The organism is Variovorax sp. PBL-E5, assembly GCF_901827185.1.
Classification (GTDB): domain Bacteria; phylum Pseudomonadota; class Gammaproteobacteria; order Burkholderiales; family Burkholderiaceae_C; genus Variovorax.
Map to the genome: position 1 here is coordinate 3,967,362 of NZ_LR594671.1, position 24,921 is coordinate 3,992,282.

General features: G+C 68.5%; 22 protein-coding genes and 2 tRNA genes. 19 read left to right on the forward strand and 5 right to left on the reverse strand.

Translation table 11 applies throughout. From position 1 onward, the window contains the following. Positions 1 to 161 precede the first annotated feature (161 nt). The 3 genes from WDLP6_RS19325 to WDLP6_RS19335 all read left to right on the forward strand — a co-directional run bounded on the left by WDLP6_RS19325 (position 162) and on the right by WDLP6_RS19335 (position 1,955). Positions 162 to 1,139 (forward strand): GMP reductase, encoded by a 978-nt coding sequence (locus WDLP6_RS19325; RefSeq protein ID WP_162593658.1) that lies wholly within the window; start codon positions 162 to 164, stop codon positions 1,137 to 1,139. 71 nt (positions 1,140 to 1,210) lie between these two features. Next, positions 1,211 to 1,286, forward strand: a tRNA-Ala gene (locus tag WDLP6_RS19330). 222 nt (positions 1,287 to 1,508) lie between these two features. Continuing rightward, positions 1,509 to 1,955 carry a hypothetical protein gene (locus WDLP6_RS19335; RefSeq protein WP_162593659.1) on the forward strand — a complete coding sequence of 149 codons (447 nt, stop codon included), beginning with the start codon at positions 1,509 to 1,511 and terminating at the stop codon, positions 1,953 to 1,955. A 10-nt stretch (positions 1,956 to 1,965) separates the two neighbouring features. On the opposite strand, the gene WDLP6_RS19340 is transcribed toward WDLP6_RS19335, so the two are convergent. Beyond that, positions 1,966 to 2,673: an SDR family NAD(P)-dependent oxidoreductase gene (locus tag WDLP6_RS19340; protein WP_162593660.1), complete on the reverse strand. Its 708-nt coding sequence runs from the start codon at positions 2,671 to 2,673 to the stop codon at positions 1,966 to 1,968. A gap of 171 nt (positions 2,674 to 2,844) precedes the next feature. Here WDLP6_RS19340 and WDLP6_RS19345 point away from each other — a divergent pair. Next, positions 2,845 to 2,920 (forward strand) — tRNA-Lys (locus WDLP6_RS19345). 69 nt (positions 2,921 to 2,989) lie between these two features. On the opposite strand, the gene acs is transcribed toward WDLP6_RS19345, so the two are convergent. Then, positions 2,990 to 4,990, reverse strand: a complete 2,001-nt coding sequence (gene acs / locus WDLP6_RS19350; RefSeq protein ID WP_162593661.1) for an acetate--CoA ligase — start codon at positions 4,988 to 4,990, stop codon at positions 2,990 to 2,992. A 293-nt stretch (positions 4,991 to 5,283) separates the two neighbouring features. Between acs and adh the strand changes: the two genes are divergently transcribed. Together adh and WDLP6_RS19360 are read left to right on the forward strand one after the other, a co-directional pair. Further along, a complete protein-coding gene (adh, locus tag WDLP6_RS19355) occupies positions 5,284 to 6,804 on the forward strand; it encodes an aldehyde dehydrogenase (RefSeq protein WP_162593662.1) in 1,521 nt (506 codons plus the stop codon). Positions 6,805 to 6,815: 11 nt separating this feature from the next. Next, positions 6,816 to 7,223: a DUF779 domain-containing protein gene (locus WDLP6_RS19360; RefSeq protein WP_162593663.1), complete on the forward strand. Its 408-nt coding sequence runs from the start codon at positions 6,816 to 6,818 to the stop codon at positions 7,221 to 7,223. Positions 7,224 to 7,253: 30 nt separating this feature from the next. Here the strand turns inward: WDLP6_RS19360 and WDLP6_RS19365 are convergent, their stop codons facing one another. Both WDLP6_RS19365 and pedF read right to left on the reverse strand, forming a co-directional pair. Further along, positions 7,254 to 8,105 carry a substrate-binding periplasmic protein gene (locus WDLP6_RS19365; RefSeq protein ID WP_162593664.1) on the reverse strand — a complete coding sequence of 284 codons (852 nt, stop codon included), beginning with the start codon at positions 8,103 to 8,105 and terminating at the stop codon, positions 7,254 to 7,256. Between the two features lie 9 nt (positions 8,106 to 8,114). Continuing rightward, on the reverse strand, positions 8,115 to 8,603 hold the full coding sequence (gene pedF, locus WDLP6_RS19370; protein ID WP_162593665.1) for a cytochrome c-550 PedF: 489 nt from the start codon (positions 8,601 to 8,603) through the stop codon (positions 8,115 to 8,117). A 282-nt stretch (positions 8,604 to 8,885) separates the two neighbouring features. Between pedF and WDLP6_RS19375 the strand changes: the two genes are divergently transcribed. The 13 genes from WDLP6_RS19375 to WDLP6_RS19435 all read left to right on the forward strand — a co-directional run bounded on the left by WDLP6_RS19375 (position 8,886) and on the right by WDLP6_RS19435 (position 22,359). Beyond that, positions 8,886 to 11,015: a sigma-54-dependent Fis family transcriptional regulator gene (locus WDLP6_RS19375; protein WP_162593666.1), complete on the forward strand. Its 2,130-nt coding sequence runs from the start codon at positions 8,886 to 8,888 to the stop codon at positions 11,013 to 11,015. Positions 11,016 to 11,268: 253 nt separating this feature from the next. Beyond that, positions 11,269 to 11,343, forward strand: coding sequence for a pyrroloquinoline quinone precursor peptide PqqA (gene pqqA, locus WDLP6_RS35510; RefSeq protein ID WP_139191749.1), 75 nt, complete (start codon positions 11,269 to 11,271; stop codon positions 11,341 to 11,343). A gap of 65 nt (positions 11,344 to 11,408) precedes the next feature. Next, positions 11,409 to 12,341, forward strand: coding sequence for a pyrroloquinoline quinone biosynthesis protein PqqB (gene pqqB, locus WDLP6_RS19385; RefSeq protein WP_162593667.1), 933 nt, complete (start codon positions 11,409 to 11,411; stop codon positions 12,339 to 12,341). A gap of 11 nt (positions 12,342 to 12,352) precedes the next feature. Beyond that, complete coding sequence (gene pqqC, locus WDLP6_RS19390; RefSeq protein WP_162595161.1) at positions 12,353 to 13,117, forward strand: pyrroloquinoline-quinone synthase PqqC; 765 nt, start codon at positions 12,353 to 12,355, stop codon at positions 13,115 to 13,117. Continuing rightward, entirely contained in the window at positions 13,114 to 13,377 is a 264-nt protein-coding gene (pqqD, locus tag WDLP6_RS19395; protein WP_162593668.1) for a pyrroloquinoline quinone biosynthesis peptide chaperone PqqD, read from the forward strand. The genes pqqC and pqqD overlap by 4 nt, the downstream gene beginning before the upstream one ends. 8 nt (positions 13,378 to 13,385) lie before the next feature. After that, entirely contained in the window at positions 13,386 to 14,585 is a 1,200-nt protein-coding gene (gene pqqE / locus WDLP6_RS19400; protein ID WP_162593669.1) for a pyrroloquinoline quinone biosynthesis protein PqqE, read from the forward strand. Beyond that, the gene (locus WDLP6_RS19405; protein WP_162593670.1) at positions 14,579 to 15,292 is read left to right on the forward strand and encodes an ATP-binding cassette domain-containing protein; all 714 of its coding nucleotides are present in this window, start codon (positions 14,579 to 14,581) and stop codon (positions 15,290 to 15,292) included. Before pqqE ends, WDLP6_RS19405 begins: the two co-directional genes overlap by 7 nt. Beyond that, positions 15,289 to 16,266: a PQQ-dependent catabolism-associated beta-propeller protein gene (locus WDLP6_RS19410; RefSeq protein ID WP_162593671.1), complete on the forward strand. Its 978-nt coding sequence runs from the start codon at positions 15,289 to 15,291 to the stop codon at positions 16,264 to 16,266. The genes WDLP6_RS19405 and WDLP6_RS19410 overlap by 4 nt, the downstream gene beginning before the upstream one ends. Positions 16,267 to 16,309: 43 nt before the next feature. Further along, complete coding sequence (locus WDLP6_RS19415) at positions 16,310 to 17,449, forward strand: branched-chain amino acid ABC transporter substrate-binding protein (RefSeq protein ID WP_232077126.1); 1,140 nt, start codon at positions 16,310 to 16,312, stop codon at positions 17,447 to 17,449. Beyond that, entirely contained in the window at positions 17,446 to 18,285 is an 840-nt protein-coding gene (locus WDLP6_RS19420) for an ABC transporter permease (protein ID WP_162593673.1), read from the forward strand. Before WDLP6_RS19415 ends, WDLP6_RS19420 begins: the two co-directional genes overlap by 4 nt. Beyond that, complete coding sequence (locus tag WDLP6_RS19425) at positions 18,282 to 19,268, forward strand: tripartite tricarboxylate transporter substrate binding protein (protein ID WP_162593674.1); 987 nt, start codon at positions 18,282 to 18,284, stop codon at positions 19,266 to 19,268. The genes WDLP6_RS19420 and WDLP6_RS19425 overlap by 4 nt, the downstream gene beginning before the upstream one ends. A gap of 5 nt (positions 19,269 to 19,273) precedes the next feature. Continuing rightward, complete coding sequence (locus tag WDLP6_RS19430) at positions 19,274 to 21,373, forward strand: 4Fe-4S binding protein (protein ID WP_162593675.1); 2,100 nt, start codon at positions 19,274 to 19,276, stop codon at positions 21,371 to 21,373. After that, positions 21,370 to 22,359 carry an FAD:protein FMN transferase gene (locus tag WDLP6_RS19435; RefSeq protein ID WP_162593676.1) on the forward strand — a complete coding sequence of 330 codons (990 nt, stop codon included), beginning with the start codon at positions 21,370 to 21,372 and terminating at the stop codon, positions 22,357 to 22,359. Before WDLP6_RS19430 ends, WDLP6_RS19435 begins: the two co-directional genes overlap by 4 nt. Positions 22,360 to 22,368: 9 nt before the next feature. Here the strand turns inward: WDLP6_RS19435 and WDLP6_RS19440 are convergent, their stop codons facing one another. Continuing rightward, positions 22,369 to 24,921: a TonB-dependent receptor gene (locus tag WDLP6_RS19440; RefSeq protein ID WP_232077128.1), complete on the reverse strand. Its 2,553-nt coding sequence runs from the start codon at positions 24,919 to 24,921 to the stop codon at positions 22,369 to 22,371.

Below are 24,921 nucleotides of genomic sequence, written 5' to 3' on the forward strand. Positions count from 1 at the left end.
TCATATGAACCGGTCGCATGCGTTCGGCGGCCGCACCGCGTAAAATCAGTCACCGGGCCCAAGTTTCTTGCGCCCGGTTTTTCGTGGGCGTTTCCTTTTTCGAAAACGCCTCGGAAACCGGCCGGACCAAGCGCTCAATCCACTGTCAAAGGAGCTTGGTGATGCAGATTTTCGACTACGACAACATTCTTTTGCTGCCGCGCAAATGCCGCGTGGAAAGCCGCTCGGAGTGCGACGCCAGCGTCACGCTCGGCGGCCGCAGCTTCCGCATCCCGGTGGTGCCGGCCAACATGAAGACGGTGGTCGACGAGACCATCTGCACCTGGCTGGCGAAGAACGGCTACTTCTACGTGATGCACCGCTTCGACCTCGACAACCTGAAGTTCGTGCGGGACATGCAGGCCAAGGGCGTGTTCGCCTCGATCTCGCTCGGCGTCAAGCAGCCGGACTACGACACGGTCGACCGCCTGGTGGCGGCCGGCCTGGTGCCCGAGTACATCACGATCGACATCGCGCACGGCCATGCCGACAGCGTGAAGAACATGATCGCCTGCCTCAAGGAAAAGCTGCCGAAGTCCTTCGTGATCGCGGGCAACGTCGGCACGCCCGAGGCGGTGATCGACCTCGAGAACTGGGGTGCGGACGCGACCAAGGTCGGCATCGGCCCGGGCAAGGTCTGCATCACCAAGCTCAAGACCGGCTTCGGCACCGGCGGCTGGCAACTGTCGGCGCTCAAGTGGTGCGCGCGCGTGGCGACCAAGCCGATCATTGCCGACGGCGGCATCCGCGACCATGGCGACATCGCCAAGAGCGTGCGCTTCGGTGCGTCGATGGTGATGATCGGCTCGCTGTTCGCCGGCCACGAGGAATCGCCGGGCAAGACGGTGGAGGTCGACGGCGTGCTCTTCAAGGAATACTACGGCTCGGCCAGCGACTTCAACAAGGGCGAGTACAAGCACGTCGAGGGCAAGCGCATCCTCGAACCGATCAAGGGCAAGCTCGCCGATACGCTGGTCGAGATGGAACAGGACATCCAGAGCTCCATCAGCTATGCGGGCGGCAGGAAGCTCATGGACATCCGCAAGGTCAACTACGTCACGCTCGGAGGCGACAACGCGGGCGAGCATCTGCTGATGTAGGCAGCGCGAACGCGCGTGCAGCGCAGGGGCATGCGCCGGGTCGCGGGTTCTGGTTAAAATACGCGTCGCGTGGGGGGGTAGCTCAGCTGGGAGAGCGCCGCGTTCGCAATGCGGAGGTCGTGAGTTCGATCCTCATCCTCTCCACCATTCATCCAGATGTCATGCGGTCTGCAGCGGGGGTTTCGGCCCTGGCTTGCAGGCTTGCGTGATCGACCTCACCGCTGCGCGCAGCGCATCGGGACACCTCATCGCCGGCGCGCTTCTCCATTCATGAGTTCCAGGAATCTACGCATTGCGGGGCCCGACTCCTCACCGTACGAGTTGGGGCAGCCCCTGTCCGTCTACGACGGTGCCAGACACCTCGGCACCGTGACGACGGTGATCCTGAGCAAGGACGGCGGCACCCTGCATCTCGGCGGTTTCGTGTCGTCGCCGATTCCGCAGCAGAGAATGCTTCGAAGGCTGGTGGTGGTGGAAATCACCGCATTCGTCGTCGACCGCTTCCCGGGCGTGCGGACGATCGGCTATACGCTGGGCCATCGCGTCGAAGGTCTGCGCGATGGCCTGGCGCTCGCCAGCGTGCGTGCGAGCCTGCTTCGCAGCATGGGCGGGGAGCAGATCAGGATCTCGCCGAAACTCGGCGCCCGGGACGGTGGGCATTTCGTGGTCCAGTGCGTCTGGCACCGCAGCCCGCAGGCCCTCGATGCCCTCGCCCGCACGCTCACGCAGGCGCGCGAGGCCCGTCAGCGACAGGAAGCCGCCTTCGGCGCTTCCCCCTTGAGCAGGTTGCGCGCCCTGATCGGCCGATTCCTCTAGCTAGCCCTGCTCAGGCATCGAGCGCAAGATGCTGGCCGTGCAGCGCAGCCGCGCTCGCCGAAGCCAGAAAACCGATGGTGCGCGCGGCCACCACCGTCGAGACCCAGCCATCCGGGTTGGCATCGGGCATGGCCTGGCGGTTGGCCGGCGTGTCGAGCACGCTGGGCGCGATGCTGTTGACGTGGATACCGTGTGGCGCCAGTTCGGCCGCCGAGGCTTCCACCAGGCGCTGCAACGCGCTCTTCGATGCGATGTAGGCGGCCATCGAGGCAATGCCGCGCGCTGCGGTCTTGGCGGTGACGGCGACCACGCTCCCGGCCTTGCGCTCGATCATCGACGGCACCAGCGCCTGCGTGACCGCGACGAAGGACCATGCGTTCAGGTTCATCATCCGGTCCCAGGCGGCGCGGCTCAGGGCATGCACCGGCTCGCCCATCTCGAAGCCGCCGGCGATGTGGATCAGCGCGTCCACGTGCCGGAAGGCGGTGAGAATCCGCTGCGCCGCATCGGCCATGGCCGGCACCGCGGTCACGTCGGCCTCGATCAGCAGGTGCTGCGAGTTGTCGAGGCCCGGAAACGCATTGACCAGATGTTCCATGCGATGGTCGATCAAGGCCACGCGGGCGCCCTGATCGAGAAAATGCTGGACCACGGCGCGGCCCAGTGCGCCGGCAGCGCCGGTGATCACCACCTGCGGCGGGACGTTGGTTTCGATCATCGAAGGCTCCTTGTTCCGGCAGGCATGGTAACGCTGGACTCAGCGCAGAAGTGCCGGGGCCGGCAGCCGGGCCGCTTGAAGATGCCTGCATTTTCGATGCGGACCTGAATGTCAGGTGGCCGAGTATGGCTATAATCGTGGGATTGCCTGAATGACAGCAATGTCGATCAGGGGCTCTTAGCTCAGTTGGTAGAGCAGCGGACTCTTAATCCGTAGGTCGAGTGTTCGAGTCACTCAGGGCCCACCACCAAATCCAAAAGTGAATCAAGCACCCGGCGAGAAATCGCCAGGTGCTTTTTTCTTTCCACGCGCGATGTCAGTGGCCTTCGGCCAGTTGCTCGAGGATGGCCGGATTCTCCAGCGTCGAAGTGTCCTGCGTGATGGCCTCGCCCTTGGCGATGCTGCGCAGCAGCCGGCGCATGATCTTGCCGCTGCGCGTCTTGGGCAGGTTCTCGCCGAAGCGGATGTCGCGGGGCTTGGCGATCGGGCCGATCTCCTTGGCCACCCAGGCGCGCAGGTCGGCCGCGATCTGCCGGGCCTCCTCGCCATCTGGCCGTCCGCGCTTCAACACCACGAACGCGCACACCGCCTCGCCCGTCACGTCGTCCGGGCGCCCCACCACCGCGGCCTCGGCCACCAGGTCGGTCTTGGACACCAGCGCCGATTCGATCTCCATCGTGCCCAGACGATGGCCCGAGACGTTCAGCACGTCGTCGATGCGCCCGGTGATGCGGAAGTAGCCGCGGTCGGCGCTGCGCACCGCGCCGTCGCCTGCCAGGTAAATGGTGCCGCCCATCTCTTCGGGGAAGTAGCTCTTCCTGAAGCGCTCCGGGTCGTTCCAGATGGTGCGGATCATCGCCGGCCAGGGCCGCTTGATGACCAGCATGCCGCCGGCGCCGTTGGGGATGTCGCGGCCGGTCTCGTCGACGATCGCGGCCATGATGCCGGGCAGCGGCAGCGTGCAGGAGCCGGGCACCAGCGGCGTGGCGCCGGGCAGCGGCGTGATGACGTGGCCGCCGGTCTCGGTCTGCCAGAAGGTGTCGACGATGGGGCATTGCTCGCGCCCGACGTTCCGGTGGTACCACATCCAGGCTTCGGGGTTGATGGGCTCGCCCACGGAGCCGAGGATGCGCAGGCTGGACAGGTCCCAGTTCTTCGGATGGACTTTCTCGTCGGATTCGGCGGCCTTGATGAGCGAGCGGATGGCCGTGGGCGCGGTGTAGAAGACGGAGACTTTGTGTTTCTCGATCATCTGCCAGAAGCGCCCGGCATGCGGGAAGGTGGGGATGCCTTCGAACATGAGCTGCGTGGCGCCGGCGGCCAGCGGGCCGTAGGCGACGTAGGTGTGGCCGGTGACCCAGCCGATGTCGGCGGTGCACCAGAACACGTCCTCGGCACGGATGTCGAAGGTCCAGTCCATGGTGAGCTTGGCCCACAGGAGGTAGCCGCCGGTGGAATGCTGCACGCCCTTGGGCTTGCCGGTGGAGCCGGAGGTGTAGAGGATGAAGAGGGGGTGCTCGGCACCGACGGGCACGGGGGCGCATTCGGTGCTCTGGCCCTGCAGCGCCTGGTCGAAGGTCTGGTCGCGGCCGGCGACCATGTGGCACGGCGTCTGGGTGCGCTGGTAGACGAGCACCGACTTGATCGACTCGCAGCCGCCCAGCGCGATGCCGTCGTCGACCACCGCCTTGAGGGGCAGTTCCTTGCCGCCGCGCAGCTGGTAGTTGGCGGTGATGACGGCCACGGCGCCGGCGTCGATGATGCGCTCTTGCAGGGCCTTGGCGGAGAAGCCGCCGAAGACGACGCTGTGGGTGGCGCCGATGCGCGCGCAGGCTTGCATGGCGATGACGCCTTCGACGGTCATGGGCATGTAGATGACGACGCGGTCGCCCTTTTTGATGCCCTGGGCCTTGAGTGCGTTGGCGAACTGCGAGACGCGCGCGAGCAGTTCCTTGTAGGTGAAGCGGGTGACGGCGCCGTCGTCGGCTTCGAAGATGATGGCGGTGCGGTTCTCCACCGGGGTGCCGATGTGCTTGTCCAGGCAGTTGGCGCTGGCGTTGAGTTCGCCGTCGTCGAACCATCGGTAGAACGGGGCCCTGGATTCGTCGAGGGTCTTGGTGAAGGGCTTGGTCCACGCGACGTTGTCGCGCGCCAGGCGCGCCCAGAAGCCTTCGAAGTCGTCGGCGGCTTCCTTGCACAGGGCCTCGTAGGCGGCCATGCCGGCGATGCGCGCGCCCTTCGTGGCGCGCGCGTCCGGTGCAAACACACGGGTCTCCACCAGAATGGATTCGATGTTCTTGGATGCATTCGTGTTCATGGGTTCATTGCTCCTCTTTCAGTCCTTTGAATCGCCGGAAGGGCGCAAGATCGATGCCATGACGCCGTGATGCCCGCGGCATGCCATCGCGGCGGCGCGCTGATCCATCCTGCAGCATCTGTCCCGCTCCGACACAGCGCACCGCGCATCACTGGCACGTCGCGCTTGTGCGCTCCCATCGACAAATCCTTTGCCGACAAGGACTTGCCTTGCCTGGCACGCGATGGCGTCCGCTGGTCCGAGGATTGCGAAGAAGTCCATGCGTTCTTCCTCAACTTCAACGGAGATGATTCATGGACATGGCAGAAATGCGCAATCTCGGTATTGCGAACCCCTTCAAGAAGCAATACGGCAACTACATCGGCGGCCAGTGGGTGGCGCCGATCGACGGCCAGTACTTCGACAACCTGACACCGGTCACGGGCCAGGCCTTCACGAGCATTCCGCGCTCGAACGCGAAGGACATCGAAGCCGCACTCGATGCCGCGCACAAGGCCAAGGCCGCATGGGGCCGTACGTCGACCACCGAGCGCGCCAACATCCTGCTGAAGATCGCCGACCGCATGGAGCAGAACCTGCAGACGCTGGCCGTGGCCGAGACGCTCGACAACGGCAAGCCGCTGCGCGAAACCATGGCCGCCGACATGCCGCTGGCCATCGACCACTTCCGCTACTTCGCGTCGTGCGTTCGTGCGCAGGAAGGCGGCATCAGCGAGATCGACCACGAGACCTATGCCTATCACTTCCATGAGCCGCTCGGCGTGGTGGGCCAGATCATTCCGTGGAACTTCCCGATCCTCATGGCGGTGTGGAAGCTTGCGCCGGCGCTGGCCGCCGGCAACTGCGTGGTGCTCAAGCCGGCGGAGCAGACGCCTGCGTCCATCCTGGTGTTGATCGAAATCATCGGCGACCTGTTGCCTCCCGGCGTGCTCAACGTGGTGAATGGCTTCGGCCTCGAAGCGGGCAAGCCGCTCGCCTCCAGCAGCCGCATCGCCAAGATCGCCTTCACCGGCGAGACCACCACCGGCCGCCTGATCTCGCAGTACGCCAGCCAGAACCTGATCCCCGTCACGCTGGAGCTGGGCGGCAAGTCGCCCAACATCTTCTTCGAGGACGTGCTGTCGGCCGACGATGCCTTCTTCGACAAGGCACTCGAAGGCTTCGCGATGTTCGCGCTGAACCAGGGCGAGGTGTGCACCTGCCCGAGCCGCGCGCTGATCCAGGAGTCCATCTACGACCGCTTCATGGAACGCGCGCTTCGGCGCGTCGAAGCCATCACCCAAGGCCACCCTCTCGACACGGCCACCATGCTCGGCGCGCAGGCTTCGCAGGAACAGATGGAGAAGATCCTGTCGTACATCGACCTCGGCAAGCAGGAAGGCGCGCAGTGCCTGACCGGCGGCGAACGCAACATGAAGAGCGGCGAACTGGCCGCCGGCTACTACATCAAGCCGACCGTGTTCAAGGGTCACAACAAGATGCGCATCTTCCAGGAAGAGATCTTCGGCCCCGTGCTCTCGGTGACGACATTCAAGACCGAGGAGGAAGCGCTCGAGATCGCCAACGACACGCTCTACGGTCTGGGCGCCGGCGTCTGGAGCCGCGACGGCGCACGCGCGTTCCGCATGGGCCGCGGCATCCAGGCCGGCCGCGTGTGGACCAACTGCTACCACCAGTACCCGGCCCACGCAGCCTTCGGCGGCTACAAGCAATCGGGCATCGGTCGCGAGAACCACAAGATGATGCTCGACCACTACCAGCAGACCAAGAACCTGCTGGTGAGCTACAGCCCGAACAAGCTGGGCTTCTTCTGAGCGAGGCAGCGATGCCCGACACGCGAAACACCGACGCGGCGCCGGCCGCGGTGGTCCGTCGCGTGTCCGTGACGCCGGCCGCGCAGGCGCTCATCGAGCGCCTGCGTGCCGAGCATGGCCCCTTGATGTTCCACCAGTCCGGCGGCTGCTGCGACGGCAGCGCGCCGATGTGCTTCGGCCTGGGCGAGTTCATCACGGGCGACGCCGACGTCTGCCTCGGCGAGATCGCGGACACACCCTTCTACATGAGCCGCTCGCAGTTCGAGTACTGGGAGCACACGCACCTGATCATCGATGCGGTGCCGGGCAACGGCGGCATGTTCTCGCTCGAACGTCCGACGGGCCTGCGCTTCCTGACCCGCTCGCGGCTTTACGAGGATGCGGAGTGGCAAGTGCTGGAAGCACAGGGCCGGCCGTAGCCGGCCCCGCGGTCATCCGGGCCTCGGGCCTCAGGGCGCCTGCCAGGAGACGTTGGCGCTTTCGAACATCCTGCGCAGCCGCCCGCTGGTCGCCAGCTCGTTGATGCCGGCCTGCAGCGCCCGGGCCAGATCGGTGGCGTCTTTCTTCACGGCCATGCCCACCGCCCAGCCGTTGCGCCGGGCGCGCGGCGACGGCAGCGGGCCGATGGCGAAGCGGGCGTCGCCGCGCAGCACCGATTCCATTTCCGAGGCAAGGCCCGCGGCGGCGGCCACCTCGCCACGCTGCAGGGCGCGCGCCGCTGCGGCGCCGTCCTTCCATTGCGTGTTGAGCTGGTTGCGGTAGGCACCGCCGTCGGCGCCGATCATCAGCCAGCCCGCCAGCGTCTGCCCCGACACCGCCACCTTCGCATCGCCCAATGCCGAGAGCGTGTCCACCTGCGGCAGGCGATCGAGCTGCCGCGCCAGCACGACGCGCTCGCGGTAGTAGGGCGCGAAGATGTTGGCCTGCGGCGTCTCGTCCATCAGCGGCCGGTCGACCGGCACGTGCAGCAGCACGTCGGCCGGCCCGTAGCCGAGGTAGTGGCCGCGCCAGACCATGTTGCGCAGGTCGTCGCCCATGTTCTCGTCGGCCAGGAAGGGCAGCAGCGAGAGCTTGACGCCCAGCGAATCCGCCAGCGCCTGCGCCAGGTCGACATCGATGCCCTTGCCCTCCACGTGAAAGGGCGGCATGTCCTGGTAGACGGCCACGGTCAGCGTCCCGCGCTCGCGGATGCGGTCCAGCGGCGCGGCGTCCGAAGCCAGCGGCATGCCGGCCAGGCCCGCCGCGCCGACGGCGCCGAGCCAGCGCAGGCAATCGCGGCGCGATGAATGTGGGGTGCGCATCGTCGCTCCCTACAGCGGCTTGTCGCGCCGCGTTTCGAGGTAGGCCTTGATCGACCAGATGGCTTCCTGGTTCATCACGCCTTCGAACGGCGGCATGTAGACGGCACCGTTGCGCGTGCGGCCATGGCGCACGGTGGTCAGGAAGTAGTCATCCATCTCCTTCACGCAGGCCGTCTTGCGTGCCGCATCCTTGAGCGGCGCGCAATCGTTGTCGAGCTTGCGCAGATCGGGGGCGATGCCGCCGGAGATCGCCTCGATGCCGTGGCAGCGTGCGCAGTTCTGGTTGTAAGCGGAGGTTCCGACCTTGATGGCCGCATCGTTGCCTCGGAACGGGTTCTCGGCGCGCCAGTCCGTCCCGAGCTTGGGCAGCGTGGAGGTATCGACAGCCTGCGGCGTCACGTCGCCGTGCGACCAGGCGACGCCGGCGCCTGTCATGCATATCGCAGCCGCCAGCAGGATGCCGGCCTTTCGCGCGGCGCGCGGATCGAAACTCGTCATGTAAGGTCTCCGTCAAGTAGAAGTAAAAACATCGACGGGTTCGCAATCGCTGTGCCACCGCCAGGCTGTTGCAAGCGGGAACATAAATTGCCTAACATGCCCCGGTACTGCGCCAAATCAAAGCGCCGGCGGCCATGTGTATGGCATCCTCGCGGGCGTCAGGGCGGCATGGGACGGCGAGGGCCGGCGCCCCGTGTACCAGAACGAAGCACATCGAGGCGGTGTGACAGGGGTTTTCGTCAAGACAACCTGCTCGGATAGAAGCAGTGAGGAGACAGAAAGATGGTTGAATCCCACCAGCGCGCCCTGGCCACGACCGGCCGCACCTGGACCACGCCAGCGGCACTTCCGTTCCCGCAGCCGCAGCGAACCGAGTTGATCCAGCAATGGCACCAACGGTGTTCGGCGCTCGGCCTGACCCGCGTCGAACGGCCGGACTTCGAACCCCTGATGCGCGGCGACCTCGCGGTGGCGCGCGAACGCAACCAGCGTCTCTTCACGCATGCGGCGCCGGTCATGGAAATGCTCTTCGAGCAGATCGTCGACACCGAAAGCATGATCGTGCTGGCCGACGTCACCGGCACCATCCTGCACTCGGTCGGCGACGACAAGTTCCTGCAGCGCGCGGACAAGGTCGCGCTGTCGCCCGGGGTCAACTGGGCCGAGCACTCGAAGGGCACGAATGCCATCGGCACGGCGCTGTTCGAGGAAACGCCCACCGTCGTCCATGGCGGGGAACACTTCATCCACGCCAACAACTTCCTCACCTGCTCGGCGGCGCCGATCTTCGATCCGCGCGGCAACATGCTCGGCGTGCTCGACGTGACCGGCGACCAGCGCTCGTACCACCAGCACACCATGGGCCTGGTGCGCATGTCGGCGCGCATGATCGAGAACCAGTGGCTGTCGGACGACTACGGCAACCGCCTGCGGCTGCACTTCCACAGCCGCGTGGAATTCATCGGCACGCTGCTCGAAGGCATCATCGTCGTCGGTGTCGACGGCAAGATTCTCGGCGCCAACCGCAGCGCGCTCGACCAGCTCGACATGAGCAGCGCGGCCCTGCGGATGCACAGTCTCACCAGCCTGTTCGGCATCACGGCGCCCGCCGTCTTCGACCATTTCCGCGCGCCGCTGCCCACGCCCATGGCGGTCAGCCTCGCCAGCGGGCGGCAGTTCCACGTCAGCGCCCGTTTCAACGGGCCGCAGCGTTCGATGGTGCTGAAGCCGCTCTTCTCCCAGACCGTCACCGACGCGTCCCCCGCCGCCGACGCGGCCAGGCAGCCTGTCGCCACGCTCGCCGGCGGCGCGGCCCAGTGCGCGCAGGGCACGCTGTTCTCGGGTCTGCACTACCTCAACACGGGCGATCCGCAGATCGCGGCCATGGTGCAGAAAGTGCAGCGCGTCATCAACCGCGACATTCCGCTGCTGATCCTCGGCGAGACAGGCACCGGCAAGGAGCTCCTTGCGCGCGCCGTGCATCAGGATTCGAACCGCGCCAAGCAGCCCTTCGTGGCGGTCAACTGCGCATCCATCCCCGAGTCGCTGATCGAAGCCGAACTCTTCGGCTATGAGGACGGCGCCTTCACCGGCGCACGCCGCAAGGGCTCGGTGGGGCGCATCGTGCAGGCCAACGGCGGCACGCTGTTCCTCGACGAGATCGGCGACATGCCGCTGGCCCTGCAGGCGCGGCTGCTGCGCGCCCTGCAGGAGCGCAACGTGACGCCGCTGGGCAGCCTCAAGTCCATTCCGGTGGACATCGCGGTCATCGGCGCCACGCACCGCAACCTGCGCGACATGATCGAGGCCGGAACCTTCCGCGAAGACCTGTACTACCGCCTCAACGGCCTCGTGGTGCGGCTGCCCGCGCTGCGCGAGCGCTGCGACCTCGGCGTGGTGGCGCGGCGCATCCTGCTGAGCGAGTGCCCGCATGGCACGCCCGAGATCAGCGCCGCGGTGATGGCGCTCTTCAACGCCTACGCATGGCCCGGCAACGTGCGCCAGCTGGCGAACGTGCTGCGCACGGCCGTCGTGATGGCCGCGGGCGAAGGCCAGATCGCGGAGCAGCATCTGTCCGACGATTTCCTCGAGGACGTCCGGCGCGCGCGGCCCGCCATGGAGACACCCTCCGCCATGCCGGCGATGGCCGCGCGCACCGCGCCGCCCGTGGCCGATGCGCCCCTGGCGCATCCGGCGACGGGCGCCGATCGCCCGATCGATGCATCGAACACGCCGGCACCGCTGCCGGCCGTGCCCGAAGCCGCGGCCCTGCGCACCCTCGGCGAGGCCGAGATCGACATGATCCGCAGCGCCCTCTCGGCCGCGAACGGCAACATCTCCGTCGCCTCCAAACGCCTGGGCATCAGCCGCAACACCATCTACCGCAAGCTGCGCTGGACCAAGGGCGACTGAGGCCCTCCTCCCCAAGGGAATTCCCTGTGTCAGCGTCGCACGGCGCTGTACCGTCCTGGAGCACTGTCCGCTGGCGCCCCGCGCCGGCGCTGCCCTGACGCCGAATCCGCACGCCGGAGGCCTCTTCGCCTAGGGGCAATCCCGAATCTTTCGCCCATTCCGGAGCGCATCGCCTCGGGCATGCGATTTGCGGAACAGCACGGGTCCACCAAGGCAATTCCGCCCGGACCTGTTCTGCCCTCAAGGAGACTCCATGCAATGGTCACAACCCGCTTTTGAAGACATGCGCTTCGGCTTCGAGATCACGATGTACATCTCGAATCGCTGAATTCCCGCAACCTGGCGGCAGCGCGGCGCTTCGCCGCATTGACGCCAGTCCCCCATTCCTTCCCCATGAAAATACTCGTGCTCGGATCCGGCGCCGGCGGCGGTTTTCCGCAATGGAATTGCAACTGCAGGCTGTGCGCCGGCCAGCGGCAGGGCGAACTCAGCGCGCATGCCCGCACGCAGAGTTCGATCGCCGTGTCCGCCGATGGCGAGTCATGGGTGCTGCTCAATGCATCACCCGACATCGGCCAGCAGATCCGCAACCACGCGCAACTGCACCCGCGCCATGGCCTGCGCGACACGCCGATCAAGGCGGTGGTGCTGATGGACGCGCAGATCGACCACGTCACCGGCCTGCTCGGCATGCGCGAAGGGCCGTGCATCGATGTCTACGCCACACCCTGCGTGTTCGAAGACCTGACCACGGTCTTCCCGGTGCTCAGCGTGCTCGAGCACTATTGCGGCACGCACTGGCACATGCTGGCGGTGGCCGGCACGCAGACCAGCGCCACTTTCACGATCGACGGCTTTGCGTCCTTGCGCTTCACGGCCGTGGCCATTCCGGGCAAGGCGCCGCCCTACTCTCCGCACCGCCGCGAACAAACGGTCGGCGACAACATCGCGCTCCTGATCGAAGACCTCGACGACGGCCGGCGCATGTTCTATTCGCCGGGCCTCGCGGAAGTCGGCGAGCAGGAACTGCAATGGATGAGCGATGCCGACTGCCTGCTGGTCGACGGCACCTTCTGGGCCGAGAACGAGATGCAACACGCCGGGCTCAGCCAGAAGACCGCCAGCGACATGGGTCACCTGCCGCAGACCGGCAACGCCACGCGCATCGGCATGGTCGACGTGATGCTGGCCACGGCTGCGCGGCGCAAGGTGCTGATCCACATCAACAACAGCAACCCGATCCTCGACGAGGCGAGCGAGCAGCGCCGCGTGCTCGACGGCCACGGCATCGAAGTCGCCTACGACGGCATGGAGATCACGCTGTGATCGCCGACAGCATCGGCCACGCGCCATCGCGCGAATCGGCGCGGGACGAGCTCCAGCGCCTGTGGGCCTTCGACGAGTTCGAAGCGCGCCTGCGCGCCTGCGAGTCGCGCTACCACATCCACCACCGGTTCAACCTGCGCCTGAACCGCGGCGAGCTGCAGCCGTTCCAGGTTCGCGCCTGGGTCGCCAACCGTTTCTACTACCAGGTCAACATCCCGCGGAAGGACGCGGCCGTCATGTCGAACTGCAGCGACCGCGCGGAGCGCAGGCGCTGGATATTGCGCATCCTCGACCACGACGGGCGCGACGGGTTCGCGGGCGACGACGCCGGCGGCATCGAGGCCTGGAGCCGCCTCGGCACCGCCGTGGGCCTGGACCCGCAGGACCTCTCGTCGCACCGCCATGTGCAGCCCGGCGTGCGCTTCGCCGTCGATGCCTACGTCAACTTCGCGCGCCAGCGCCCCTGGGAGGAAGCAGCCATCTCGTCGCTCACCGAGATGTTCGCGCCGAAGATCCACGCCGATCGGCTCGCGGCCTGGCCCACGCTCTACCCGTGGATCGGCACCGAGGGCCTGGCCTACTTCCGCAGCCGCATACCGCTGGCCACGCGCGACGTCGAGCACGGCCTCGAAGTCGCGCGGCGCTGGTGCACCACGCGGGCAAGGCAGGAGCGCGCGATCGCGATCCTGCAGTTCAAGCTCGACATCCTGTGGTCGATGCTCGACGCGATCGAGCGCGGCTTTCCCGACGACATGCCGATGGCGCAACGCCCATGATCGCGCCCGATGCCCGCCCGCGCATGTCGGCCCTGTTCCGGATGCAGTTCGAGCCGGCGCAGGACAGCTGGGTGCTGCTGTACCCCGAAGGCATGGTGCGGCTCAACACGCCGGCCGCGGAGATCCTGCGGCGCTGCGACGGGCGGCGCACGGTGGACGACATCGTCGCCGAGCTGGAGCGGGCGTTCGCGCAGACCTCGCTGCATGACGACGTGATGGTGTTCCTGAGCCAGGCGCTGCAGCACGGCTGGCTGCAATAGGCAAGGCCATGGCACCGAATGCCCAGGGCGCCGGGCGCCCACCCCTCTGGCTGCTGGCGGAGCTGACCTACCGATGTCCGCTGCACTGCGTGTTCTGCTCGAACCCCGTCGCCTATGCGCGGCACGACAGCGAGCTCGCGACCGCCGACTGGAAGCGCGTGCTCGCCGAGGCGCGCGCACTCGGCGCCGTGCAGCTCGGCTTCTCGGGCGGCGAGCCGCTCGTGCGCGACGACCTCGAGGAACTCGTCGCACACGCCCGCCAGCTCGGCTTCTACAGCAACCTCATCACCTCGGGCGTGGGACTCACGGGCGCACGTGCCAGGGCCTTGAAGGCGGCCGGCCTCGACCACATCCAGCTCTCGTTCCAGGACTCGACGCGGGAGCTCAACGACTTCATCAGCTCCACCCGGACCTTCGAACTCAAGTCGAAGGCGGCTGCCCTCATCAAGGCCGAGGGCTACCCCATGGTGCTGAACTGCGTGATGCACCGCCACAACCTGCAGCATGTCGACCGCATCATCGACATGGCCGAGCGCATGGGCGCCGACTACCTCGAGCTCGCCAACACGCAGTACTACGGCTGGGCCTGGCTCAACCGTGCGGCGCTGATGCCCACGGTGGACGAGTTGCGCCAGGCCGAGGCCGTGGTCCGGGCTCACCGCGAGCGGCTCGCCAGCCGCATGAAGGTGCTGTGGGTGTCGCCCGACTACGCAGACGCCAGGCCCAAGCCGTGCATGGCAGGCTGGGGCGCGGTCTTCATGGTGGTGGCGCCGGATGGCGTCGCCATGCCGTGCCACAGCGCGCGCATGCTGCCCGGCCCCGCGCTGCCGAACCTGCGCGACATGTCGGTGAGCGAGGCCTGGCACGGCAGCGAGGCGTTCAACCGCTACCGCGGCCAGGCCTGGATGAACGCGACCTGCGGCACTTGCGAGGACCGCCACCACGACTTCGGCGGCTGTCGCTGCCAGGCCTTCCTGGTGACGGGCGATGCGGCGGCCACCGACCCGGTGTGCCCGAAGAGCGAGCACCGCGGCCGCATCGACGACATCCTGCGCGGCGCCGAAGCCGATCGCGCGCAGGCCGCGCAGCACGGCGTGCCGGCGCAGCCGCTGCGCTTCGTTCCCGGCGCGGGACGCAACGCGGGCCTGGTCTACCGCAGCGACGAGAACTCGCTCGCCCTCGGCGCCGCGAGCAGCACCCCATGCTGAAGATCGCCGGCCTGACGCAACGCTACGGCGCGCGGGTCGCGCTGGATGCGCTCAGCGTGACGATCGCGCGTGGCGGCTTCGTGGTGCTGCTGGGGCCCAACGGGGCGGGCAAGTCCACGCTGTTCCAGGTGCTGACGGGCCTCTTCGCGGCGGACGAGGGCGATGTCGAGGTGGCGGGCCTTTCCATGCGCACGGATGCGCGCCGCGCGCTCGCGCACATCGGCGTGGTGTTCCAGCAGCAGTCGCTCGACCTCGACCTGAGCATTGCACGCAACCTGCAGTTCCATGCCGACCTGCAGGGGCTGTCGTTCCACGCGTCGCGCGAACGCATCGCGTTCGAGGCGGCGCGCTTCGGCCTGATCGCCGACATGCAGCGCCAGGTGCGCGAGCTCTCCGGCGGCAACCGCCGCAAGGTCGAGCTGGTGCGCGCGCTGCTGCATCGCCCGGACCTCCTGCTCATGGACGAGGCCACGGCGGGCCTCGACCCGAAGTCGCGCCGCGACCTCATCGACGGCCTGCAGGACGAAGTGCGCCGGCGCGGCGTCACGGTGCTGTGGGCGACCCACCTGGTCTCCGAAGCCGAGAACGCCGACCGCGTGCTGGTGCTGCACCGCGGGCGGCTGCTGGCCGACGGCACGCCCGCCACCGTCACCGCGACGCTGGGCGGCGCGACGCTCGAAGCCGCCTTCCTGAAAGCCACGCGATGAACCGGATCACCCTCCCCCTCCTGCTGACAGCAGCCGCGCTGCTGGCAGCGCCCGCCATGGCCAGGGACAGCCATCTGGCCTTCGTGTCGAGCGAGAAGGACCATGCCATCACGATGGTCGATCTGGCGACCCTGGCCGTCGTCGGCGTCATCCCGACCTGCCGGCGCCCGCGCCACATGCAGCGCCTCCACGGCGACGCGCAGCTCATGGTGGCCTGCAGCGATTCGGGGCGTGCCGACATCATCGACCTGGCGACGCGCAAGTCTCTGGGCAAGGTGCCGCTGGGCGACGACCCCGAAGTGTTCGACCTGTCGGCCGACGGGCGAACGGCCTTCGTCTCGGCGGAGGACGACGGCGCGCTCAACGTGTTCGACCTCGCATCGAAGAAGCAGGTCGGCAGCATCCCCGTGGGCAAGGAGCCCGAAGGCGTGAAGGTCTCGCCCGACGGCCAGCGGGTGTACGTGAGCTCCGAGGTCGCGAACAGGGTCCACGTGATCGACACCGCCACGCTGAAGGTCGTCAAGAACATCCCGGTCGGCCGGCGGCCGCGCCGCTTCGCCTTCTCGGCCGACGGCAGCGAGCTCTGGGTGACCAACGAACTGGGCAGCAGCGTCAGCGTCATCTCGACCCGCGAGCTGAAGGTGCTGGCCACCGTGGCCTTCGAGGTCAAGGGCATGCGTGCGGACGACATCACGCCCGTCGGCATCGCGCTGTCGCGCGACGGCCGGACGATGTATGTCGGACTCGGCCGCGCCAACCACGTGGCCTTCGTCGACGTGGCGACGCGCAAGACCACGGCGCTCGCGCTGGTGGGCAAGCGCGCCTGGGGCCTGGCGGTCAGCCGCGACGGCTCGCGGCTCTTCGTGGTCAATGGCCTCTCGGACGACATGACGGTGGTGGACACCGCGACCGCGAAGCCGCTCAAGACCATCGCCGTGGGCCGCGTGCCGCACACCGTGGTGATCGATGATTGATGCCCGCCTGCTCCGCCGGGCCACCGCGGCGGCAGCGGCGGCGATGAGCCTTGCCGCCCCGGCCGCGAGCTTGACGCTCGGCATCGTGCAGCGCGCGGACGACGATCGGCTGGCGCCGCAACGCGCGGCCCTCGCCTATCCCGGCCAGCCGGGCGGCCGGCTGCGCGATGCGGTCGACATGGCGGTCAAGGAGAGCCGGTTCGAACTCGATGCGGCGGGGCTGCGCGTCGGCCTCGATGTGCGCGACGCGCGCAACGCGGACGATGCGGCGGCGCAGCTGCGCCAGCTCGAGAAGGCCGGCGCATCGGGCGCGGTGCTCGACCTGCCGGCCGCCTGGATTGCCGGCGCCGCGGCGGCCGCCACGATGCCGCTGATGAACGCCGGCGACAGCGCCGATGCACCGCGGCAACAGGTCTGCAAGGCCCATCTGTTCCACACGCTGCCGAGCGACCGCATGCGTGCGGACGCGCTCGCGCAAGCCCTGCTCGTGCGGCGCTGGGCGCGCGTGCTGCTGCTGTCCGGCCCGGGCCCGGACGATGCGAATCGCCTTGCGCTGGCGCAGTCCGCCATCAAGCGCTACGGGTTGAAGCAGGTGGCGGCAAAGACCTTCAGGCTCTCGGCCGACCCGCGCGAGCGCGACCTCGCCAACCCGCTGCTGCTGACCGGCGCCGCGGCGGCGGGCGGCGACTACGACGTGGTCTGGGTGGTCGACAGCGACGGCGAGTTCGCCCGCACGCTGCCGTACCGCATCGCACTGCCGCGCCCGGTGGTCGGCGACGCCGGCATGGCGGCCGAGGCATGGGCGCCGCACTTCGAGCGCTATGGCGCACCCCAGCTCGAACGCCGCTTCGCGCGCGCCGCGCGGCGCCCGATGACGGGCACCGACTGGGCCGCCTACATCGCGGCCAAGGCCCTGCTGCAGGCCGCGCTGGAGCAGCCCGCCGCACCCACGGCCGCGCACCTGAGCGCTGCGCTCGGCCGACCCGACTTTGCGCTGGACGGCTTCAAGGGCGTGCGCCTGAGCTTTCGCGCCTGGGATCACCAGCTTCGCCAGCCGATGCTGCTCACGGATGGCGTCGCAGTGGTCGGCATCGCACCGGTCGACGGCGTCATGCATCCGAAGAACACGCTCGACACGCTCGGCACCGACGCGGCCGAATCGCCGTGCAAGGGCGCGCCATGAAGCCGGCCGCACGCAGGCTCGGCATCGGGCATGCGATGCAGGCGCTGCGCGCCATCGTCATGCGCGAGCTCGTCAAGTTCTGGCAGCAGAAGGCGCGGCTCGTCTCGGCGCTGGTACGGCCGGTGCTGTGGCTGGCGGTGTTCGCGGCCGGCTTTCGCAATGTGTTCGGCGTGGCGATCGTCGAGCCCTACGACACCTACATTCCCTACGACATCTACATCGCGCCGGGCCTGATCGGCATGGTGCTGCTGTTCAACGGCATGCAGTCCTCGCTCGCCATGGTGTACGACCGCGAGATGGGCCTGATGCGGCTGCTGCTGACCGCGCCGCTGCCGCGCTGGTGGCTGCTGCTGTCGAAGATGCTCGCCACCGCCCTGCTGAGCCTGGTGCAGGTGCTGGCCTTCGTGGCGATCGCCGCACTGCTCGGCACCACGCTGCCGATGGCGCCGCTGGCGGTCGCGCATGCGCTGGCCGCGACGCTCGCGTCGGCGCTGATGCTGGCGTCGCTCGGGCTGCTGCTGTCGGTGTATGTGAAGCAGCTCGAGAACTTCGCCGGCACGATGAACTTCGTGATCTTTCCGATGTACTTCCTGTCCACGGCCCTCTATCCGCTGTGGAAGCTCGAGGAGTCGGGCGCGACCTGGGTGTGGCGCGTGGCGCAGTTCAATCCGTTCACCCATGCGGTCGAGTGGATCCGCTTCGCGCTCTATGGCAAGGACCCCGGCATGGCGCCGCTGGTGGTGCTGACCACGCTGGCGCTGTGCTTCACGCTGGCCTGCTGGGGCTACGACCCGCAGCGCGGCTTCGGCGGCCTGACGCAGCGGGGCAGCGCATGACGACGCGGCGCGGCGCGCTGCGCGCAGCGGCCGCGATGGCGGCTGCCGCGGGCGCCGCGTGGGTGCGCGCGCAGCCGGGCGACGACAAGCCGTTCCCGCAACGGCCCTTGATGCTGTGGGTGCCCTGGACCGCCGGCGGCGGCACCGATCTCACGCTGCGTCTGCTGGCCGAACTCGCGGGCCGTCGGCTGGGCCAGCGCGTGCTGATCGAGAACCGCGGTGGCGCAGGCGGCACGCTCGCCATGCCGATCCTGCAGCAGGCCGCACCCGACGGCTACACGCTGGCGCAGATGCCGCAGCCGGTGTTCCGCGCGCCCTACACGCAGAAGCTGAGCTGGGATCCGGTCCGGGACACGACGCCGATCCTGCAGGTCAGCGGCGTGACCTTCGGCCTGCTCGTGCCCACGGGCAGCCCGTTCCGCAGCGTGGCCGACCTGCTGGCCTTCGCGGCAGCGCAGCCGGGGCGGCTGACCATCGCCACCAACGGCGTCGGCACCACGCCGCACGTGGTGCTCGACACGCTGTTCGCCAGGCACGGGCTGGACTTCATCCACGTGCCGTACAAGGGCACGGCCGAGCAGATGATCGCGGTCTCCTCGGAGCAGGTCATGGCCGGCGTCAATTCCAATGGCTTCGCGCCCTTCGTCGACTCCGGCTGCCTGCGCCTGCTGGCGACTTTCGGCGCGGCGCGAACGAAACGCTGGCCCGATGTGCCGACGATGCGCGAACTGGGCTACGACATCGTCGCGATGTCCCCTTATGGCCTGGCCGGTCCGCGCGGCGTGCCGACGCCAATCGTGCGGCGGCTCCACGATGCCTTCAAGGCTGCGCTGTTCGACCCCGCGCACATCGCCGAACTGGCGAAGTACGACCAGGAGGTCGCCTACCTCGACAGCGCCGACTACGGCCGCAGCATGCGCGAGGTGTATGCGGCCGAACGGCGCACGGTGGAACGGCTGGGCCTCGCGCCCGCAGGCGCGTGACGGCCATGCAGTGGCTGCTGCGCTTGCTGCTCGCGATGGCACTCGGCCTGGCAGGCGGTGCACAGGCAGGCGTGATGACGCGGACCGCATTGCAGGCGCGCTTTCCCTCGCCGCTGATGGTGGGCGAGAAGGACACGCAGTTGCCGGTCTGGCCGATCTTCAAGCAGGATGCGACCGCGACCGCACTCATCGGCTATGTCTTCGAGTCGGTCGACTTCGCGCCGATCCCGGGCTTTTCGGGCACGCCGCTCAATCTGCTCGTCGCGCTGGACCCCAAGGGCACCTTCCTCGACGTGCATGTGCTGTCGCACCACGAGCCGGTGTTCCTCGAAGGGCTCGGCGAGGTGCCGCTGTTGCGCTTTGCCGACCAGTACAAGGGCCTCTCGCTGCAGCAGAACATCAATATCGGCTCCAACGCCAACCGCGGCGAGGAACACGCAAGCGCCAACGTCTACATCGACGGCGTTGCCAAGGCCACCGCGTCGGTTCGCATCCTCAACCAGAGCCTGCTGTCGGCCGCGCTGCGGGTCGCGCGCGCCAAGCTCGGCTTTGCGGCGGGACGCGATCCCGAGCTCGTCGCACGCGTGCGGCGCGACACCTACGCGCCGATGGATTGGGATGCGCTCCTGAAGGCCGGCCTCGTGCAACGCGTGCGGCTTGCACGCGGCACCGTCGAGCGGGCCTTTGCGGGCAGCGGCGTCGAGGCGCCGGTCGCAGGCAGCGCCGACGACAGCTTCTGCGAGCTGTATGTCGCCTACCTGAACGCGCCCGTGGTCGGCCGCAACCTGCTGTCGGACTTCGGCTGGCAGCATCTGCTCGGCCGCATCGACGACGGCGACCATGCGCTGCTCGTGATCGCGACCGGGCCGTACACCTTCGTCGGCGACAAGTTCGTGCGCGGCGCGGTGCCGGACCGTCTGACGCTGAAGCAGGGCGAGCTGCCGATCGAACTGCGCGATCTCGACCTGGACGATCCGTTCCGGCTGCCGGCCGCGCTGCGGCGTGCCGATGCCAAGGTCTTCCGCGTGATCGGCCCGGCGGGCCTCGACCCGGCCCATGCGCTGGACTTCGCACTGCGCGTGACGCGCGACAAGGGCATGGTCTACCCGGAGCACGTGAGCCGGAGCTTCGCGGTGCCGTACACGCTGCCACCCGGCCAGGTGCTGCGGCCCGACACCGACAGCAAGGGCTGGCACGGCATCTGGCGCGCGCGGGCCTGGGAGCTCGCGGTGCTGGCGGCCGCGCTGGCCTTGCTGACGCTGGTGCTGGCGCGGCCGAAGTGGATCGTCGCCACGCCGTCGCGGCTGGCGCGCTTTCGCACCGGCTACCTGGTCTTCACGCTCGTCTTCATCGGCTGGTTCGCGCAAGGGCAACTGTCGATCGTCAACATCACGGCGGCGATTCAGGCCCTCGTGGCGAAGCGCGACCTGGCCTTCTTCCTCTACGACCCGATGACCGTGGCACTGTGGGCCTTCGCCGCGGCGACGCTGGTGGTGTGGGGACGCGGCACCTTCTGCGGATGGCTGTGTCCCTTCGGCGCGATGCAGGAGCTGGCGGGTCAGCTGACGCGGCGAATCGGCATCCGGCGCATCAGGCTGCACCGCGACCTCGATGTCCGGCTCAAGCTGCTCAAGTACGGCGTGCTCGCCGTCATCGTCGTGCTGGCCGCGGGCTCGCCGGCCTGGACCGACCGCGCGGTGGAAGTCGAGCCCTTCAAGACCGCGATCACGCTGAACTTCGTGCGCTCGTGGCCTTACGTGGCATGGGCCGCGGGGCTGGTGCTGGCGAACGCCTTTCTCTACAAGGGCTTCTGCCGCTACCTGTGCCCGCTCGGCGCGGGCCTCGGCCTGCTCGGGCGCGTGCGGCTGCTGAAATGGATTCCACGCCGCAGCGAATGCGGCACGCCATGCCAGACCTGTCGCCATCGCTGCGAGTACCAGGCGATCAAGCCCGGCGGCGCGATCGTCTACGAGGAATGCTTCCAATGCCTGGACTGCGTTTCGATCCACGACAGCGCGGAACGCTGCGCGCCCTTGATCGCGAGGCGGCGCGATCGCGTGATCGCGATCCGCCCGCTGCCCGCGGCCGCCGGAGGCACGGCATGAAACGGCGCCGGCTGCTGCGCGCGACGCTGGGCCTCGGCGCGATGGCGGGCCTGTCGGGCCTCGCGCCGGCGGTCAGCGCGCTGCGCTGGGGGCGGCGCGCCATGCTGGGTTTCGGCACCACGCTGAGCCTGCAGGCCGGGCACGAATCGCAAGACACCCTCGACCGCGCGCTGGACGCCGGCGTGGCCGCGCTGCGCCGCATCGAAACGCAGATGAGCCTGTTCGATCCCGCGAGCGCGCTGTCGCGCCTGAACCGCGAGGGCAAGCTGCTCGCGCCGCCTGCGGAGCTGAGCGACATCCTGCGCGTCGCGCACGCCGTCTCGCGCGACAGCGACGGCGCGTTCGACGTCACCGTGCAGCCGCTGTGGGAGGCCTTCGAGGCGGCACAGCGCGCAGGCCGCCTGCCCGCGCGGCAGGACGTGGAGGCTGCGCGCGCGAAGGTCGACTGGCGCAGTCTCGACGTCGGGCCTCGGGCCATCCGTTTCGACGCGCCCGGCATGGGCGCCACGCTCAACGGCATCGCGCAGGGCTACGCCGCCGACCACGTGCGACAGGTGCTCGCATCCCATGGCATTCGCCACGCATTGGTGGACGCGGGCGAATTCGCGCCGCTCGGGCACGACCGCGAGGCGCGGCCGTGGTCGCTCGGCATCGCCGACCCGCACGAGGAATCCGCGCTGATCGCGCGGCTGCTGACGGACGGACGCTGCGTGGCGACTTCGGCCGACAACCTCACCACCTTCAGCGCCGACCATCGCCACCACCACATCTTCGACCCGCACACCGGCTATTCGCCGCCGGACCTGTCGGCCGTGACGGTCGCCGCCGACACCGGCGCCATGGCCGATGCGCTGACCAAGGTGTTCTTCGTGGCCGGGCCTTCGCGGGCGCGCGCACTCGCGCACCAGTGGAAGGTCGACGTGCTGTGGGTCGACAAGGCCGGCCGCTGGGAAGCCACGGCCGGCCTGCAGCTCGACCGGGCCTGAGCCGGCCCTTCAGGCGCCGAAGCTGTAGCGCAGGCCGACCCAGACGGTGCGCGGCGCACCGGGCGACAGCAGGCTCGAGCTGGCCACCGGATAGTCGCCGTTCGCGTTCTGCGGCAGCGCGCGCGCGATGTAGCCGCCGCGGGGCGTGAAGCCGTTGGTGCCGAGCTGGCCGCCGGTCGTGTACTTGCGGTCCAGCAGGTTGGTGACCTGCACGAAGAACTTCAGCCCGGGCCGCGGCTTGTAGTCCACGCCGAGATTCCACACCGCGTAGCCCGCGCTGCGTCCCGATCCGGTGTAGTAGACGCCATCGGGCTGCTGCTGGCCGTTCTCGTTGCCGCGCAGCGAAGAGCTGCTCGACGCGGTCATGTCGAGGCCGATGCGCCACTGCATGTTGGGCTCATAGTCCGCATAGAGCTTGAGGACCTGCCGCGGCAGCATCGGGATGCGGTCGCCGGGGCGGATCTGGATGTTGCCGCCGGTGCCGGGAGCGCCGGCCATCGCCTGGTCGTTGCTGCTGTTGCCCGAGCCGCCGATGGTCTCGGCACTGCGGTAGGTGGCATCGAGCAGCGTCAGGTTGCCGCCCACGGTCAGGCCGCCGATCGGCCTGGCATGCAGGCCCATCTCGATGCCCTGGCGCCGCGTCTTGCCGAAGTTCTTGAAGTAGCCGAAGCCGCTGGAGTCATCGGCCACGAAGAGCAGGTCGTTGCGATTGTCGGAGCGGAACACGCCGAGGTTCCACGCCAGGTCCGGCTTCGCGACGCCGCGAATGCCGGCCTCGAAAGTCGTCGTGACGACCTGCTTGAGCGGCGGATCGCCGGCGAAGGCGTTGGGCAGCTTGCACGGGCTGGCCGGATCGGCGCAACCCAGTTCGATCGCGGTCGGTGCGCGGCTGCCCTGGTTGATGCCGGCATACAGCGTGACCGCCGTGCTCGGCGCGAAGCTCAAGCCGACGGCCGGGTTGAAGCGGCTGAAGGTGTAGGCGCCGTCCAGCGAGCCCGGTCCGCCGCCGGGGTTGATGCCATCGACGTTGGTCACCGACGCGCGGTTGTAGCGGCCCGACAGTGTCAGGTGCGTCCGCGGGTCCAATTCGATCGCGTCGCTGGCATAGACGCTGCGGGTGCTCGACCGGCTCGACAGCGCAACGCGCGCGTCGAAGGCGTTCTCGGAATCCTGCGTGCCATCGGCGAATGCGCCGGGGCCGAACACCGGCGTGATCGTGCGATCGGGGTTGAGGTAGCCGAACTGCGTGCTCTGCCCGAAGCGCACGCGGCTCGCGTCGTAGGCCGCGCCCACGACCACGAGATGCTGAAGGCCGCCGGTGCTCAGCTGCGCCGAGAGCTGGCCGGCCAGGCCGTAGTTGCTCTGCCGGGTCTCGGTGCGGTTGATGAGGCCATTGCATTTCTCGTTCGGCTCTGTGTTCAGCAGCGCATCGGCGATGCAGCGCCATTTCGGGAAGGGTGTGTTGGCAGCACTCGCGCCGCTGGTCGGGTAGCCGACGAAACCCGCGCCGGCCAGCGCGGCGCGCTCGGCCGCGCTGGGCTGATAGACCGACTCGCGGGAAGCGTCGTCGTTGACATCGCCGTTGAAGGTGCTCGTCCTGATGTTGCGGTAGTAGGCGTTGCCCGACAGCGTCACCGTGTCGCTCAGCGCCTGCATCGCCGCCAGGTTCAGGAAGAGCGACCTGTTGCGCGTGGTATCGGGCACCGTGCGGACGCTGGCCCAGTCGCGCTGCAACGCACCCTGCTCCTGCGCGCCGTTGCCGGTGAGCTTGTTGTCGGCCAATGCCGCGGTCAGCGAGATGCTGCCGTCGCGCGTGGTGTGGCCGATCTTGGCGAAGAGCTGGCTCAGGTCGGAAGGCGACGCGGCGCGCCATCCCTGCTCGTGGAAGCGGTTGCCCGTGACGAACCAGTTCATCCCGCTCTGCGCATTGCTGCCGCCGGTCTCGAACTCGGCTGCGACACGGCCGTAGGAGCCGCCGAGCACCTGCACCGAAGTCCCGGGGTCATGAAGACCGTCCTTGGTCTGTATCGCCAGCGCACCGCCCAGGGTGTTGAGGCCGAACAGCGGATTGCTCCCCGGCATGAGCGCGATCGACGAGATGGCCGAGCGCGGCACGAGATCCCAGCTCACCACATCGCCGAAGGGCTGGTTCAGCCGCACGCCGTCCATGAACACCGACAGGCCCTGGGGCGTTCCCAGCAGCGGCGAGGCGGTGAAGCCGCGGTAGTTGATGTCGGGCTGGAACGGATTGCCCTGCGTCTCGTTGACCGTCACGCCGCCCAGGGCGCGCGTCAGGTAGCTCGACAGGTCGAGCGAATGCAGGCGGTCGAGGTCTGCATCGGTCGCCGTCTGGACGTTGGACGGAACCTGATCGCGCGGCACGTCGAGGCCGGGCAGCGGCGCGGGCGCGACGACGTTGATGGTGGCCAGATCGCCGGCCGCGGCCTGCTGCGCCGCGGCGCCCATGCAATGGCACAGAAGCAGGCTCGCCGCGGCCAGCGGTGCGATCGACAAAGCGGGAAAGTGCGCGCGGCGGTGCATGGTGTCTGTCTCCTTGGGCAT

Bases quoted from the DNA above. Each gene is read 5' to 3' on its own strand.
- WDLP6_RS19325 (WP_162593658.1), top strand. From the start codon at position 162: ATGCAGATTTTCGACTACGACAACATTCTTTTGCTGCCGCGCAAATGC.
- WDLP6_RS19340 (WP_162593660.1), bottom strand. From the start codon at position 2,673: ATGATCGAAACCAACGTCCCGCCGCAGGTGGTGATCACCGGCGCTGCC.
- acs (WP_162593661.1), bottom strand. From the start codon at position 4,990: ATGAACACGAATGCATCCAAGAACATCGAATCCATTCTGGTGGAGACC.
- adh (WP_162593662.1), top strand. From the start codon at position 5,284: ATGGACATGGCAGAAATGCGCAATCTCGGTATTGCGAACCCCTTCAAG.
- WDLP6_RS19360 (WP_162593663.1), top strand. From the start codon at position 6,816: ATGCCCGACACGCGAAACACCGACGCGGCGCCGGCCGCGGTGGTCCGT.
- WDLP6_RS19365 (WP_162593664.1), bottom strand. From the start codon at position 8,105: ATGCGCACCCCACATTCATCGCGCCGCGATTGCCTGCGCTGGCTCGGC.
- pedF (WP_162593665.1), bottom strand. From the start codon at position 8,603: ATGACGAGTTTCGATCCGCGCGCCGCGCGAAAGGCCGGCATCCTGCTG.
- WDLP6_RS19375 (WP_162593666.1), top strand. From the start codon at position 8,886: ATGGTTGAATCCCACCAGCGCGCCCTGGCCACGACCGGCCGCACCTGG.
- pqqB (WP_162593667.1), top strand. From the start codon at position 11,409: ATGAAAATACTCGTGCTCGGATCCGGCGCCGGCGGCGGTTTTCCGCAA.
- pqqD (WP_162593668.1), top strand. From the start codon at position 13,114: ATGATCGCGCCCGATGCCCGCCCGCGCATGTCGGCCCTGTTCCGGATG.
- pqqE (WP_162593669.1), top strand. From the start codon at position 13,386: ATGGCACCGAATGCCCAGGGCGCCGGGCGCCCACCCCTCTGGCTGCTG.
- WDLP6_RS19405 (WP_162593670.1), top strand. From the start codon at position 14,579: ATGCTGAAGATCGCCGGCCTGACGCAACGCTACGGCGCGCGGGTCGCG.
- WDLP6_RS19410 (WP_162593671.1), top strand. From the start codon at position 15,289: ATGAACCGGATCACCCTCCCCCTCCTGCTGACAGCAGCCGCGCTGCTG.
- WDLP6_RS19415 (WP_232077126.1), top strand. From the start codon at position 16,310: ATGAGCCTTGCCGCCCCGGCCGCGAGCTTGACGCTCGGCATCGTGCAG.
- WDLP6_RS19420 (WP_162593673.1), top strand. From the start codon at position 17,446: ATGAAGCCGGCCGCACGCAGGCTCGGCATCGGGCATGCGATGCAGGCG.
- WDLP6_RS19425 (WP_162593674.1), top strand. From the start codon at position 18,282: ATGACGACGCGGCGCGGCGCGCTGCGCGCAGCGGCCGCGATGGCGGCT.
- WDLP6_RS19430 (WP_162593675.1), top strand. From the start codon at position 19,274: ATGCAGTGGCTGCTGCGCTTGCTGCTCGCGATGGCACTCGGCCTGGCA.
- WDLP6_RS19435 (WP_162593676.1), top strand. From the start codon at position 21,370: ATGAAACGGCGCCGGCTGCTGCGCGCGACGCTGGGCCTCGGCGCGATG.
- WDLP6_RS19440 (WP_232077128.1), bottom strand. From the start codon at position 24,921: ATGCCCAAGGAGACAGACACCATGCACCGCCGCGCGCACTTTCCCGCT.